The 13,572-nt window shown below is 34.9% G+C and carries 13 protein-coding genes and 2 pseudogenes; 3 read left to right on the forward strand and 12 right to left on the reverse strand.

Going from position 1 to position 13,572, the window contains the following annotated elements; genetic code table 11:
* Nucleotides 1-4 precede the first annotated feature (4 nt).
* From aroC to aroA, 3 genes and pseudogenes are all read right to left on the reverse strand, one after another.
* Entirely contained in the window at nucleotides 5-1,102 is a 1,098-nt protein-coding gene (gene aroC, locus PLA12_06285) for a chorismate synthase (GenBank protein ID HOQ32103.1), read from the reverse strand.
* Between the two features lie 30 nt (nucleotides 1,103-1,132).
* Nucleotides 1,133-1,618, reverse strand: a pseudogene (locus tag PLA12_06290) (shikimate kinase).
* A gap of 59 nt (nucleotides 1,619-1,677) precedes the next feature.
* Nucleotides 1,678-2,961: pseudogene (gene aroA, locus PLA12_06295) on the reverse strand (3-phosphoshikimate 1-carboxyvinyltransferase).
* Between the two features lie 165 nt (nucleotides 2,962-3,126).
* On the opposite strand from aroA, the gene PLA12_06300 reads away from it, so the two are divergent.
* On the forward strand, nucleotides 3,127-4,527 hold the full coding sequence (locus tag PLA12_06300; GenBank protein ID HOQ32104.1) for an arylsulfatase: 1,401 nt from the start codon (nucleotides 3,127-3,129) through the stop codon (nucleotides 4,525-4,527).
* On the opposite strand, the gene PLA12_06305 is transcribed toward PLA12_06300, so the two are convergent.
* The 9 genes from PLA12_06305 to PLA12_06345 form a co-directional block, all read right to left on the reverse strand.
* On the reverse strand, nucleotides 4,524-5,330 hold the full coding sequence (locus tag PLA12_06305) for a class I SAM-dependent methyltransferase (GenBank protein HOQ32105.1): 807 nt from the start codon (nucleotides 5,328-5,330) through the stop codon (nucleotides 4,524-4,526). The two genes, PLA12_06300 and PLA12_06305, sit on opposite strands and share 4 nt — an antisense overlap.
* On the reverse strand, nucleotides 5,320-5,949 hold the full coding sequence (locus PLA12_06310; protein ID HOQ32106.1) for a hypothetical protein: 630 nt from the start codon (nucleotides 5,947-5,949) through the stop codon (nucleotides 5,320-5,322). The genes PLA12_06305 and PLA12_06310 overlap by 11 nt, the downstream gene beginning before the upstream one ends.
* Nucleotides 5,912-6,532, reverse strand: coding sequence for a nicotinate (nicotinamide) nucleotide adenylyltransferase (gene nadD / locus PLA12_06315; GenBank protein HOQ32107.1), 621 nt, complete (start codon nucleotides 6,530-6,532; stop codon nucleotides 5,912-5,914). The genes PLA12_06310 and nadD overlap by 38 nt, the downstream gene beginning before the upstream one ends.
* Nucleotides 6,513-7,766: a glutamate-5-semialdehyde dehydrogenase gene (locus PLA12_06320; GenBank protein HOQ32108.1), complete on the reverse strand. Its 1,254-nt coding sequence runs from the start codon at nucleotides 7,764-7,766 to the stop codon at nucleotides 6,513-6,515. The genes nadD and PLA12_06320 overlap by 20 nt, the downstream gene beginning before the upstream one ends.
* Entirely contained in the window at nucleotides 7,763-8,899 is a 1,137-nt protein-coding gene (gene proB, locus PLA12_06325; protein ID HOQ32109.1) for a glutamate 5-kinase, read from the reverse strand. Before proB ends, PLA12_06320 begins: the two co-directional genes overlap by 4 nt.
* Complete coding sequence (obgE, locus tag PLA12_06330) at nucleotides 8,892-10,223, reverse strand: GTPase ObgE (GenBank protein ID HOQ32110.1); 1,332 nt, start codon at nucleotides 10,221-10,223, stop codon at nucleotides 8,892-8,894. Before obgE ends, proB begins: the two co-directional genes overlap by 8 nt.
* Nucleotides 10,224-10,298: 75 nt before the next feature.
* Complete coding sequence (rpmA, locus tag PLA12_06335; protein ID HOQ32111.1) at nucleotides 10,299-10,571, reverse strand: 50S ribosomal protein L27; 273 nt, start codon at nucleotides 10,569-10,571, stop codon at nucleotides 10,299-10,301.
* 24 nt (nucleotides 10,572-10,595) lie between these two features.
* The gene (gene rplU, locus PLA12_06340) at nucleotides 10,596-10,907 is read right to left on the reverse strand and encodes a 50S ribosomal protein L21 (GenBank protein HOQ32112.1); all 312 of its coding nucleotides are present in this window, start codon (nucleotides 10,905-10,907) and stop codon (nucleotides 10,596-10,598) included.
* Between the two features lie 47 nt (nucleotides 10,908-10,954).
* Nucleotides 10,955-11,806 carry an aspartate dehydrogenase gene (locus PLA12_06345; protein ID HOQ32113.1) on the reverse strand — a complete coding sequence of 284 codons (852 nt, stop codon included), beginning with the start codon at nucleotides 11,804-11,806 and terminating at the stop codon, nucleotides 10,955-10,957.
* 193 nt (nucleotides 11,807-11,999) lie between these two features.
* Here PLA12_06345 and PLA12_06350 point away from each other — a divergent pair, with 193 nt between their 5' ends.
* Complete coding sequence (locus tag PLA12_06350) at nucleotides 12,000-12,413, forward strand: secondary thiamine-phosphate synthase enzyme YjbQ (protein ID HOQ32114.1); 414 nt, start codon at nucleotides 12,000-12,002, stop codon at nucleotides 12,411-12,413.
* A 4-nt stretch (nucleotides 12,414-12,417) separates the two neighbouring features.
* Entirely contained in the window at nucleotides 12,418-13,572 is a 1,155-nt protein-coding gene (locus PLA12_06355; protein HOQ32115.1) for an iron-containing alcohol dehydrogenase, read from the forward strand.

Here is a 13,572-nt window from a genome sequence, read left to right on the forward strand (position 1 = left end):
ATTCCTATAAAGGTGTGCCCCATTTTTCAGCCCAATCAGGATTTAGTCGTATTTGAACTTCCCATATATCCAGGATAGTTAGTGCTGTCATACTTTCTATAACAGGTATAGCTCGTGGGACAATACAAGGGTCGTGTCGTCCATGCACTTTTAATTCGCAATTTTGAGAATGGATATCAATTGTTTTTTGAGTTTTTGCAATAGAAGAGGTAGGTTTTACCACAAGGCGAGCAATAATGGGTTGTCCTGTGCTTATGCCACCTAAAATGCCACCTGCATGATTACTTAAAAATGTTCCGTTTTCCATAGGGTCATTAGACTGACTTCCTTTCAAACGGGCTAATTCAAAGCCATCTCCAAATTCAATACCTTTTACAGCACCAATACTCATAAGAGCCCCTGCTAAACGGGCGTCTAATTTGGCAAAGACAGGGTCTCCAAGTCCTGGAGGGATTCCATGTATTTCGAGTTGGATGATTCCTCCGACAGAGTCTCCATCTTTTCTTGCTTTCAAAATTTCTTCTTCCATAATTTTGGCGGCTTCTGGGTCTTTACATCGCACGGGATTATTTTCGATATTTTCATAAGACCCTTCGAGTAAACACGATTTACCTGCAATTTCAACAGAATGGGCAATTATTTTGATACCTTTCCTTTCAAGGATTTTTTTTGCAATAGCACCACAAGCAACTCTACATGCCGTTTCACGCCCCGAAGACCTTCCACCACCTCGATGGTCACGAATGCCGTATTTTACATAAAAAGTAAAGTCAGCATGACCGGGACGAAAAACATTTTTAAGTTCATCGTAGTGATGGGACTTTTGGTCTTCATTATAGATAATTAATCCTATAGGTGCCCCTGTAGTTTTTCCTTCAAAAATACCCGAAAGTATATGGACTTTGTCTGATTCTTTTCTTCGAGTAGTTATGGAACTTTGACCAGGTTTACGGCGGTCCAATTCCTTTTGTATATCTTCTTCAGATATTTCTATGCCTGGACGAACGCCATCCATGATAGCCCCAATTGCAGGCCCATGACTTTCTCCGAATGTTGTTATTCGAATTATTTCTCCAAATGTATTGGCAGACCTTGTGTGTATGGCAAGTTCTTCTCCTATGCGACTTACGACTAATTGAGCGATATCGTGAGGGTCACCTACGGATGTGTCAATTAAAACATCTGCAAAAGGCTGGAGTATTTCTTCGCGTAAGGATAATTCATCATAATATTTTTGTTCGGGATTGTCATAATCTAATAACCATGGGGGAATACCTTGTTCAGAAATTCTTTGCCATAAAATTTTTTTGTTGGCAGTGAGATAGATGAGTAAGGAATTATTTCGGATTTTGCGGCGATTGGGAGGATTCAACATTATAGAACCGCCCGTAATTATAAGGCACCAATCCATATATGCAACTTCCTGGGCTACTTTTTTTTCCAATTCACGGAAATAATTTTCCCCTTTGTCAATAAAAATTTGTCTGCAAGTTTTTCTTTCGCCGGTATTTTCAAAATAAAGATTTTCAATCATTTCGTCTGTTTCAAAATATGTTAAGTTTGTAATTTCGGCGACAAGTTTTCCTATGGTTGTTTTTCCAGCCCCTTTAGGACCCATAATTACTAATTTCAAATTTACTCTCCTTATAGTTTATCTTTAATTCCATTCAACTATATTCATTCAATTACATGAGCATTTCCGCCAATAGATTTAAGTGATTCGAGAAATGTTGGAAAAGTAACATTGACGGCTTCATAACCATCTATAATGGTTGTTCCATCAAGCATGGTGCCGGCAATAGCAAGAGCCATTACTACACGATGGTCGCCATGCCCATTAACATATCCCGAGTGCATACGCGATTCTTCAATTTCTAATCCATCCGGTAATTCAGTAATTTTTGCACCTAATTTTGATAGTTCTTCTTTCATTACAGAAATACGGTCTGTCTCTTTAAGTCTTGCCTGGGGAACATTGTATAATCTTGTTTTATTCGAGGCGAAACATGACAGCACAGCCATCATGGGTAATGCGTCCGGAGTTGCATTCAAATCAATTTCTGCTCCTTTTAATTGCTGGGCACTAACATGTATTCCATTATCTTTTATGTCTATGTTAGCCCCCATCTGTTTCAGATATTCCAATACGAGTTTATCACCCTGTGTATCGTTAACATCCAGACCTAAACAGAGAACATCATTATTCGGTAAAGCACCTGCACAAAGAAAAAACGTAGCTGAAGAGAAATCTCCCGGGATTTGTTTATTGACTGTTTTATATTTTTGTTTTCCCGAAATTTTAATTTTTTTAAATTCTGTATCATAATTTACGGATATACCGTGTTCTTTAAGCTAGGCTAATGTCATTTCTACATAGGGTTTTTCATAAAGTAAAGGGACATTTAGAATAGTGTCGTTATCTGCCAAAGGAGCATTAATCAAAATAGAAGTCAAATACTGGCTTGAAATGGCTTCTACCGATGCTTTTCCACCGTTAATTCTCCCTTGAACGACTACGGGTGGAAGATTGTTGTTTCTTGTAGATATTACATTTGCTCCCAATTCATTTAAGGCTTTTATTAATGGTCCTAAAGGTCTTCTTCGAATTTGATGGTCACCTGTTAAAACAATAGTTCCTTCTCTAATAAGAGCAGCACTTCCTAATGCGATACACATGGTCGTGCCGGAATTACCTACATCAATTACATCATCGGGGATTTTCCAATCTCCTCCAAGCCCTTCCACAATCCAGTTGTCTTTATCTTCATCAAAAGAAATATTAACTCCTAAACAACGATAGGCTTTCACAGCCGATAATGTATCCGATGAAAATAGGGGAGATTGTATTATGCTTTTCCCTTTAGCAAGGGAAGCAATTGCTACCGCTCTAATTGTGTGCGATTTTGAACCTGGTATTTTTACAGAGCCTTTTAAATTACTACCTTCGACAACTAATTTCATAATTATCCCCTTATGGTTGTTGATGAATTTATATTATAGAACAATTATATTTTTCTTATCATTTCTTGTTTTAAGATTAAGATAAAAAGTTTTTTTATATCCATTTTTTATATAATTTTAATCATATAATTCTAAATAGATTAAATAAACAAAAAGGACTTTATCATGAGAAAATACACTCGCAGAAGTTTTTTAGGTAATACTTTAACTGCTGGGGTTGCTTTTAATCTTTTTTTAAATAGGAACAGTATGACACAGGAACAAGTGGAAAAACCTAATTTTATTATTATACTTGCAGACGACTTGGGTTATGGGGATGTCGGATGTTATGGACAAGAAAATATACTTACACCGAATATAGACCGTTTGGCAAGGGAAGGGATGATTTTCACAGATGGATATGCGGGAAGTACTGTATGCGCACCATCCCGATGTTGTTTAATGACCGGGCTTCACACGGGACATGCAAGAATAAGAGGAAATGGAACCGTTTCTCTTGCTCCTGAAGATGTGACAATGGCAGAGGTTTTAAAATCTCAGGGTTATGTCACTGGTTTAGTGGGAAAGTGGGGATTAGGTGAAGCAGAAACCTCTGGAATTCCGACATTACAGGGTTTCGATGAATTTTATGGTTATTTAAATCAAGTACACGCACATAATTATTATCCCGATTTCTTATGGAGAGGAACTAAGAAAGAAAAAATCGAAGGGAATATAATATCGGAGGTTCCGGGAGTTTGTAGCACCTGTACACAGTATAGTCACGATTTACTTACAAAGGAGGCTATTGATTTTATTCAAAGGAACAAAAGTAAAAACTTTTTTCTTTATTTATCATTAACTATTCCACATGCAAATAATGAATTGGGGAATGCTAAAGGAAATGGTATGGAGGTCCCGAATGATGAACCTTATTCAGATAGACCGTGGCCACAAATTCAGAAAAATCATGCCGCTATGATTACACGGTTAGATGATACCGTCGGTAGGGTTTTAGATTTATTAAATGAATTGGGATTGGATGAAAAAACAGTAATATTGTTTTCAAGTGATAATGGTCCTCATAAAGAAGGAGGGGCAGACCCTGAATTCTTTAAGAGTTCGGGACCTTTTAAGGGATATAAAAGGGCTCTTTATGAAGGTGGAATTCGTGTGTCTTTTATTGTAAGGTGGAAAGGTAAGGTTGCATCGGGAGCTAAATGCGATGTGCCATGTGCCTTTTGGGATGTTTTACCTACTTTTGCGGAATTATCAGGTGCAAAAGTACCTCAAGGAATAGATGGGGTTTCTATGGTTCCTTTGATTTTTGGTAATGAAACTTCTTCATTTAAAAACAGACCTTTGTATTGGGAATTTTATGAACAAGGATTTAAACAGGCTTTAAGAATTGAAAATTGGAAATTGGTAAATATTTATGGAAACGCTCCTGAATTATATGATTTGAGTAATGATAAAGGAGAAAATAACAACCTGGCTTCATCTTATCCTGATAAATGTAATGAATTATTGAGTTTATTAAAAGGACTACGCATTCCTTCACAGGATTGGAAATCGCCTATGGATTAGTCATTTCGTAACGACAATTCACTTTCTATTTTTATTTTCTGTTGTATCTTTTTGAAATTATGCATTAAGAAATCGGAAGGGGATTTTGAACAAATAAAATCTATACGAACCGTTCTGGAATCGATGTGGTCCCATGTATGAGCATCTACGCAGGCTAATAAAGTAAGCCCGGCTTCTTTAATTGCATCCAGATATATTTGCAGAGGGTATATTTTTTGTCTTACCACAGACCAGCCTTTTCCCTGTATCAATATACTTAATGTGGCTGTTTTGGTTGAAGGATTGTACGCTGATTCCCAGACTGTTCTGAAGTCTTTGTAATTTTCTTTCCATTGGCTATTGTTATAGTATTGTTTCACCATTTGTTCCGTAACACAGTCAAAATAGATAATCCCATTTTCTTTTAGCGATAGTGACATAGAGTAAACCGAACGATATATATCTTCTTCATCTAAAAGAAAGTTTATAGAATCAAAAAGACATGTTATTATATGAAATGAATTTTTAAAAGGTAGGGAACACATATTGCCTGTTAAAACACAGATATCATGATTTAATTGTTTTGCTGTGTAAAGCATAGAAGGGGAGATATCCACTCCTATGGAATTCCAGCCATGTTTTGTTAATTTTTGTATCAGTGTTCCTGTTCCGCATGCCACATCAAGATGATTTATTATGTTTTCTTCTTTGTCCTGTATTATTTTTTGTAAATCCAGAAGTCGGCTTTCCCATCGGTCGTAACGGACACGGGTCATAATACGGTCGTAATATGGTGCTAATATATGGAAGGTATCATTCTGCATTTACAAGCAAATCCCTTTTATTTTTTAGCCAATTTATGAATTCTAAAGAATAAGGGGATGGCTCTCTTTTTTTTAAACTTAATTTGTATCTTTCATTTGCAGAATAAAAGAGAGCATCAAAAAAACCATAATGCATTAAAATTTCACGGCTTTTTTCTGCTTGTGAATATTTTCTGAGTGGTTCGCTAAAATCAGAAAGATAGAGTATTTGTCCTACAAGTCCTAAATTGGCTTTTCCTGTAGTATGCCAATAAATAGATTCATAGATGTCCATATCGGAAATGTTTAATTCTTTGGCAATTAGATTGGCAGCCAAAGGTCCGTGTAATAAAACGGGATATTTTCTTTCATATTCGTTGATTTCTATATTAAATTCTTTCGCTTTATTTATAATATCGTCTGTTTTCCATTCTCTACATAGGTCATGTAATATGCCTGAAAGTATAACTTTATGTTCATTTACTTTCATCTCTTTTGTTCGAACCATATATAGAGCATAAGTTGAAGTAGAAATACAATGGGCAATTTTTTCTTTACTTAAATAAGTATTTAAATAATCCAAATAATAAGAATAATTAATTTCAATTTCGTTTCTTATTTTTGTAAATTCCGTGTTCATAAATATATCTTTCAACTGCGGGAGGAACAAAATCTTTAATATCTTTACCTTGTTGGATTAATAATCGTATTTGGTGAGACGCTATATTTTTAGGTTCAAATGGTAACCAAATCGTTTTTGATAATATTTTTGGAGATATTTTTTTCATAGAAGAATTTGGGCGATTAGCAACAAGAAAAGAATGTACTTTTTCAATAAGTTTATCCGCATGATACCAATTGGGAATATCTACCAGAGTATCCAGTCCTGCAATTAAACATATTCTTGCATTCGGATAAATGTTTGAAATATGTTCCACAGTATTTATAGTAAATGATGGATTTTTACTATCTATTTCAAATCTGGAAACAGTAAACTTGGGTTCATTTTTGGTAGCAAGGGAAAGCATGTTAAATCGGTCTTCAGCAGAAGCAAAGACCTGTCCTTTTTTGTGAGGAGGTATTCCTGCAGGGACAAAAATAATAGTAGATAAATTAGCATGTTTTAATGCAGAATACGCTAATTCAATGTGAACATTGTGAACGGGGTCGAAAGTACCACCGTATAGACCTATTTCCATAGCACTAACCACGGATTTGACCATTTCCTCGAATAACAAATTTGAATGTGGTCAATCCTTCAAGAGCCATAGGACCATGCCAGTGTAGTTTGTTTGTACTAATTCCAATTTCTGCACCCATTCCAAACTCAAAACCATCGGTAAATCTTGTAGAAGCATTCACATAGACTGTAGCACTGTCTACTTCTTCTAAAAATTTTTCGCTCATAAGATAATCATTAGTAACAATTGCATCGGAATGATGGGAACCGTAGTGATTTATATGGTAAATGGCTTCATCTATAGATGATACGATTTTGATTGATAGAATCTTATCTAAATATTCTGTATACCAATCTTCTTCGGTTGCCGGTTTACATTCAATTATCATTTGTGTTCTTGGACAACCTCTTAATTCACATCCACCTTTAACTAATTCTTTAGCAATTGGGGGAAGAAGAATAGGGGCACATCCTTCGTGGACAAGTAAAGTTTCCATTGCATTGCAAACGCCTGGTCTTTGTAATTTTGCATTTATAACAATTTTTAATGACATATCTAAATCGGCATCAGCGTGTAAGTATGTATGACAAACGCCATCTAAATGTGCAATAACAGGAATTCGTGATTCATCGTATATTCTTGCAATCAAACTTTTTCCACCTCGGGGGATAATCACATCAATATATTGGTCTAATTTAAGCAGTTCTCCAACAGCGGAACGGTCGGTAGTAGAAATCATTTGAACAGCATTTTCGGGAATACCGCATTGTGTTGCCGTGTCATTAAAAATTTTTGCTAGTGCCAGGTTAGAGTGGATTGCTTCGGAACCACCTCGTAGTATGCATGTATTAGCCGATTTTAAGCATAAAGAAGCGGCGTCAATAGTAACATTAGGACGACTTTCATAAATAATACCTACAACACCGATAGGCTGGCGTATTTTTGCAATTTTCAGTCCGTTGGGATGAATATATTGATTTTCTATATTACCTACGGGGTCGGGAAGAGCCGCAACCACACGAACACTTTCTGCCATACTTTGTATTCTCTTTGGAGATAATTCAAGTCTATCAAGAAAGGCTTTTGTTTGGCCCATTTCTTCCGCATTTTTTAAATCTTTCTTGTTCTCTTTAATAATCCAGTTGGTATGGGCTTCTAATTGCTCGGCAATTTTAAGTAAAGATTCGTTTTTAATATTTTTAGGCACTTTTTGGAGTTTGTAAAATGCTTCTTTTGATTTTTGAGCAATCTGTGTTATCTCATCTTTGATATTCATATTTTTTCCTCCACATCATTATTCTGGAACAAAAACATATTATCTCTATGAATTACTTCTTCATATTGCCAATCTAATAATGTTTTCCTAATCTCTGTTGATTTTTTACCAGCTACTTTATTAAGTTCTTCTTTATCTAAATTAATAATACCTCTACCTAATTCTAAACCATCGGGTGTTATTATAGAAACACAATCACCTCTTTTGAAATTTCCTTCAGCATATTTTACGCCAACAGGTAAAAGACTACATCCTCTTTTAAGAAGTGCCTGAACAGCACCTTCATCAATTACAATTTTCCCTTTGATTGTTCTTCCGAAGGCTATCCATGATTTTCTTTGTGAAATTTTATTTTGAGGAGGAAGAAATCGTGTGTAAATTCCCTTGTTATCAATTATGTCTCTTAATATATTTCGTGTATTTCCATTGGCAATTATGGAAGGAATTCCTGCATGCCAAGCAATTTTGACTGCTTCTAATTTTGTAAGCATACCCCCTACGGAGGTATTGCTTGTTGTATCATGAGCCCAGGAGAATATTTCAGGAGAGAGGCTGTTTACAGAAGCAATAAACTTTGCATCGGGGTTTTTTTGCGGATTATCGGTATATAAACCATCTACATTTGTCAGCAAAATAAGTAAACTTGCGTTTACACGAACGGCTATTCGTGCTGATAAGGTATCATTATCCCCAAAACGGAGTTCTTCAATAGCAGTAGTATCGTTTTCATTGATAATAGGAATGATATTTTTTAGTGCAAGTAGTTCCCGTAAGGTGTTTAAGACATTAATATAAGATGTGCGATTATCTAAATCTGCACGGGTTATTAAAATTTGAGATGGAATAAATTGTTTTTTGCTGTGTAGTTGAAATAGTTTCGTATATCTTTTCATCAGTTCAACCTGGCCGATGGAAGCTAAAGCTTGTTTTTCAGATAACCGTTCTGGTTTTTTTTCTTTTCCGACCAAAGACATGCCACAACCAACTGCACCTGAACTTACGATTATGAAGTTAGCATTATATTGCTTTTTTATTTCACAAATTTGCTTGACTATCTGAGAAATGGGTTTTATTTTTCTTTTAGAATTGATTAAATCAGTGCCTATTTTAATAACAATAATTTTTTTATTCATGTTTTTTCATATTCCTGTATTCAGAAGTATCTTTTGAAATAATATCACCTGAATAAGTAAATTCATAATCGCCAATATATATTAAATCCCCATCTTTTGCTTTTGCTCTTTTTAAGGCACGAAATAATCCTATATGAGTAAGTACTCTTTGTAAATATTGGACTGCTTCTTCATTTTCAAAATCGGTCATTTGCAACACACGAAATACTCTTTTACCCTCGATACGAAAGCCATCCGCTTCTTTATATATCTTAAATGGTGCTTCATATACATATCTTGTTTCAATAGGAACAGGTTCGTCTTTTTCATTATTTCGGGCTTCTTCTACGATATGAAAAATAGCATCCAGTAATGTTTTAACGCCTTTTCCTGTAACCGCTGAAATACCAAATATGGGAACTTTCCATTTTTTATTTTTTATTTTTTTAATAAAACGATTATTATTTTCGGTAATATCCAATTTGTTAAACACATATATTTTTGGTTTTTCATTAAAAACAGGGCTATATGCTTCTAATTCATGTTCAAGAATTTCAATAGTATTTTCAGGTTCAGGGTCTCCTGTATCAATCAGGAAAAGTAAGACGCGGGTCCTTTCGATATGTTTTAAAAAATCATGTCCTAACCCTTTTCCTTCTGAAGCCCCTTCAATAATGCCCGGAATGTCGGCGACAGTAATAGTTCTGTATCCGGGTAAAGATACGACACCGAGATTTGGTGTAAGAGTGGTAAAAGGATAATCGGCTATTTTAGGTTTTGCTGAGGTTATGCTGGATAATAAGGTCGATTTCCCCGCATTAGGTAGTCCAACAAAACCAACATCGGCTATAAGTTTTAATTCCAGAAGGAATTCCTTTTCTTCTCCTTTTTCTCCTTTTTCAGCAAAACGGGGTGTTTGATATGTAGAACTTACAAATCGTGCGTTTCCTTTTCCTCCTTTTCCACCTTTTACTGCTAAAAATTGTTGTCCATTTTCTTTCAAGTCTGCGAGTATTTCACCGCTTTCCCAGTCACGAATAATTGTCCCACAGGGCACAGATATTATCAGGTCTTTACCATTTTTCCCATGTCTATTATTTCCACTTCCATGCATTCCTTTTGGTGCAATCCAATGAGCATGGTATTTAAGGTCAATTAGTGTATGTAATTTTGTAGTAGCCTGAAAATAAATACTTCCTCCATTCCCACCATCACCTCCGTCAGGACCTCCTTTGGGAATATATTTTTCTCTTCGGAAACTTATACACCCGTTTCCTCCATCTCCGGCGGTTAACTTTACGCGGACTTCGTCAATAAATAATCTATTTTTGCCTTGTTGTTTCATATAGGATAAACGAGTATAAGATAAAAACTGGCACGATATTATACCGTGCCAGTTTTTGTTTAATTATATTAAATATTAATTTTGATTTTCCGCATTTATGGGAATCACATCAACACATTTTTTACCACCCGTAGTATAACGGAATTTGACAAATCCATCTACCATAGCAAAAATGGTATGGTCTCTTCCCAAGCCAACATTTTTACCGGGCTTTATTTTTGTTCCGCGTTGACGGATTAGGATATTTCCAGATAGGACTTGTTCTCCTTCATATTTTTTAACACCCAACATTTTCGGATTGCTATCTCTTCCGTTTCGGGCGCTTCCACCACTTTTTTTATGTGCCATTGTTTATTCCTCCTTATATGAAAACTATTTTTTTATTTCTTTAACCAAAATTTCTGTAAATAACTGTCTATGTCCATAGGTGCGATGATAGTTCTTTCTTCTTTTATATTTAAAAACGCGTATCTTTTTTGATTTCCCATGAGTTAATACTTGAACGGTAACAGAGGAAGATTTTAATTTGTCGGGTTCTACAATCAATTGATTACCATCAGATAAAAGATGAACCTTATTAATTTCAATCAAATCACCTTCTTTTGCGTTTAATTTTTCAACGCGAATTTTGTCATTGGGCTGAACTCTATATTGTTTTCCACCACAACTAATGATAGCGTACATTTTCCTTAAATCCTTTCTTTAACCTTTTTATTTTGGGCAATATTATATCATAAATTATTTTCGTTTTTCGACTTTCTCTCCGGGCAGTAAAGGCAATGCGTAACATAATCTTCTGCCATGGCTCTTAATTCTGCAATAGCGGAAAGAGAAGCGAGATAACTCGTTTTTATGTTTCTTGGAGATGGAAGATTGATTGTTGTTGTATGTAATCTACCAAAGGCGCCTTCAGCATAAATTTCGTGCATATTTTCTTTAATATTGGGGTCTGCAATAATACGAACAATCGTATCCTTAGGACCTATTCCATATAAACTCAATGCACATGCAACATTAATATTCGCGGGGAATGCCTTTGCTGCTTCAAAAGCGTTCCCTTCAAAAACAATTACAGGTTCTTTAATATCTGTTAAATCCATATTTTTTTCTATGAGATAGGGTGCACCTTTAAGTGCTTGCGGAGATTTCCTTGTAGTTAACATGACACGATGCAATCCCGCTTCCATAGCACTGCGAATACCATCAAGACCACAAACGGCACCGGAGGGAATTTTAATCCGAATAAAGTTTTTTTTGGCTTCATCAATGAGATTTAGGTTATACAATAAACCACTTAAACTCATGATAAGGCAATCTTTTTTATGTTTAATACAGGACTTTATTATAGGTTCAACAGCAGTAGATGTGGCTGATTCAATAACAAAATCAGATAGAGAAACGGCTTTATCTAAATCACATATCTCTGCATCCAAATGGAATGTTCGTTTTAATAATTGGGCTTTTGCTTCATCTATATCATGAAGGGCAACGATTTCTGCCGGAATATCTCCTTTTTGTAATGCAATACAAATATCTGCACCAATATTCCCACAACCTATAATGGCAACTTTATATTTAGACATGATTTAAAATCCAAATTAATAATTTATTTACAAATGGGGAAATAAATAAGAAAACACATAGAAAATAGATAACCAATATGATTATAACAGGTATAAATATAAATACTCAACATTGCATATAATATAAAAGTAGTTTTTCAGGATATATGTTTTATTTTGTTAAAATATATTTTAATCAAAGAAAGGATTGTTTATGAAAAGTCATACAGAATATTTATATTTTTGCACACAAAAACATCGAGAGTATATAAATATTACAGAGAAAGTGGAAGAAATAGTCAAAAAAAGTCAGGTTCAGGAAGGCATGGTTCTTGTATCTGCAATGCATATTACAGCAGGGGTATATGTAAACGATGCAGAAGATGGATTGATAGAAGATATTGATGAATGGCTTGAAAAGTTGGCTCCATTTAAGAAAGATTACAGACATCACGCAACCGGAGAAACCAATGGAGATGCACATTTAAAAAGTTTATTGGTTCACCATGAAGTGATTGTCCCTATAACCAGAGGGAAATTGGATTTGGGTCCCTGGCAACAAATCTTTTATGCGGAATTTGATGGTCAAAGAAGGAAACGGTTAATCATAAAGGTTTTAGGGGAGTAAAAGAATGGTATCTAATAAAAAAACCTTTCATGATTTTCAGTATTTAATGCCAACAAAAATTATTTTTAAGATAGGAGGAATATCTGAATTAAATTCGTTATCAATTCAACTTGGAACAAAACCCTTTATTGTTATAGGAAAACAAAGTTCTAAAAGAAACGGAGCCTTAGAAAAATTAAAGAATGCTTTTCCTAATGCAATCGTTTTTGATGAAGTTGAGGAAAACCCAACGATAGATACATGTAATAATGCAGTAGAAGTATGCAAGAAGAACCAATGTGATTGGATTATTGGAGTAGGAGGAGGTAGCCCTTTAGATGTCTCAAAAGTTGTTGCGGGTCTTGCTACAAATACAGGGAATTGTGAGCAATACTTTGGTAGAGATTTATTCAAAAATACGCCGTTACCAATTCTCGCTATACCGACTACTGCTGGAACAGGGAGTGAAGTAACTCCTTATGCAGTAATAACGAATACAAAGAATAATACAAAACAAACAGTTGCTGATTATCGAATTTTTCCTACAATTGCTTTATTAGACCCGATTTTAACAAAAACACTTCCTATCCCTATTACCCTTTCTACAGGATTGGATGCCTTGAGCCAATCTATGGAAGGAATGGTTTCAAAAAGAGCCACACCGATTACGGATTATCTTGCAGTTGAGTCCTGTAAATTAATTTTTCAGTGGTTGCCCCGAGTATTAAATAATCTTGAAGATATTGAAGGAAGGTATTGGCTTTTATATGCATCTTTATTATCCGGGATTGTTATTGCCCAGACAGGCACTACTTTAGTACATGCTTTAGGGTATTTTTATACACTAAATTATAAAGTTCCACACGGAATAGCGAATGCTTTGTTTCTAATACCCATGTTCAAAAGAAACATTTCCTTTTTCCCGGAAAAATTAAAGTTTATTGTTGAGTTTTTTCATGAGAAATATTCCAATCAACAACTGGATTTATCTATAGAAAAAGCATTGAATCGGTTTTTCAAGGAAATAAAATTTGAAAAAAGTGCATCGAAATGGGGAGTTTCTGATAATCAATTTGATATGTTTGCAAAACAGTTATATGCGGATTCTTATCGTTTCCGAAACCAATATGGAGAATTTTCTGTTGAAGAAATATACCGTATATTTAAAGAATCCTTTTAA

It is taken from the genome of Candidatus Hydrogenedens sp. (genome assembly GCA_035378955.1).
Classification (GTDB): Bacteria; Hydrogenedentota; Hydrogenedentia; order Hydrogenedentales; family Hydrogenedentaceae; genus Hydrogenedens.

What these genes read in the sequence shown, in the direction of transcription:
- PLA12_06300 (HOQ32104.1), top strand. Translation starts at nt 3,127, where the DNA reads ATGAGAAAATACACTCGCAGAAGTTTTTTAGGTAATACTTTAACTGCT.
- PLA12_06305 (HOQ32105.1), bottom strand. Translation starts at nt 5,330, where the DNA reads ATGCAGAATGATACCTTCCATATATTAGCACCATATTACGACCGTATT.
- PLA12_06310 (HOQ32106.1), bottom strand. Translation starts at nt 5,949, where the DNA reads ATGAACACGGAATTTACAAAAATAAGAAACGAAATTGAAATTAATTAT.
- nadD (HOQ32107.1), bottom strand. Translation starts at nt 6,532, where the DNA reads ATGGTCAAATCCGTGGTTAGTGCTATGGAAATAGGTCTATACGGTGGT.
- PLA12_06320 (HOQ32108.1), bottom strand. Translation starts at nt 7,766, where the DNA reads ATGAATATCAAAGATGAGATAACACAGATTGCTCAAAAATCAAAAGAA.
- proB (HOQ32109.1), bottom strand. Translation starts at nt 8,899, where the DNA reads ATGAATAAAAAAATTATTGTTATTAAAATAGGCACTGATTTAATCAAT.
- obgE (HOQ32110.1), bottom strand. Translation starts at nt 10,223, where the DNA reads ATGAAACAACAAGGCAAAAATAGATTATTTATTGACGAAGTCCGCGTA.
- rpmA (HOQ32111.1), bottom strand. Translation starts at nt 10,571, where the DNA reads ATGGCACATAAAAAAAGTGGTGGAAGCGCCCGAAACGGAAGAGATAGC.
- rplU (HOQ32112.1), bottom strand. Translation starts at nt 10,907, where the DNA reads ATGTACGCTATCATTAGTTGTGGTGGAAAACAATATAGAGTTCAGCCC.
- PLA12_06345 (HOQ32113.1), bottom strand. Translation starts at nt 11,806, where the DNA reads ATGTCTAAATATAAAGTTGCCATTATAGGTTGTGGGAATATTGGTGCA.
- PLA12_06350 (HOQ32114.1), top strand. Translation starts at nt 12,000, where the DNA reads ATGAAAAGTCATACAGAATATTTATATTTTTGCACACAAAAACATCGA.
- PLA12_06355 (HOQ32115.1), top strand. Translation starts at nt 12,418, where the DNA reads ATGGTATCTAATAAAAAAACCTTTCATGATTTTCAGTATTTAATGCCA.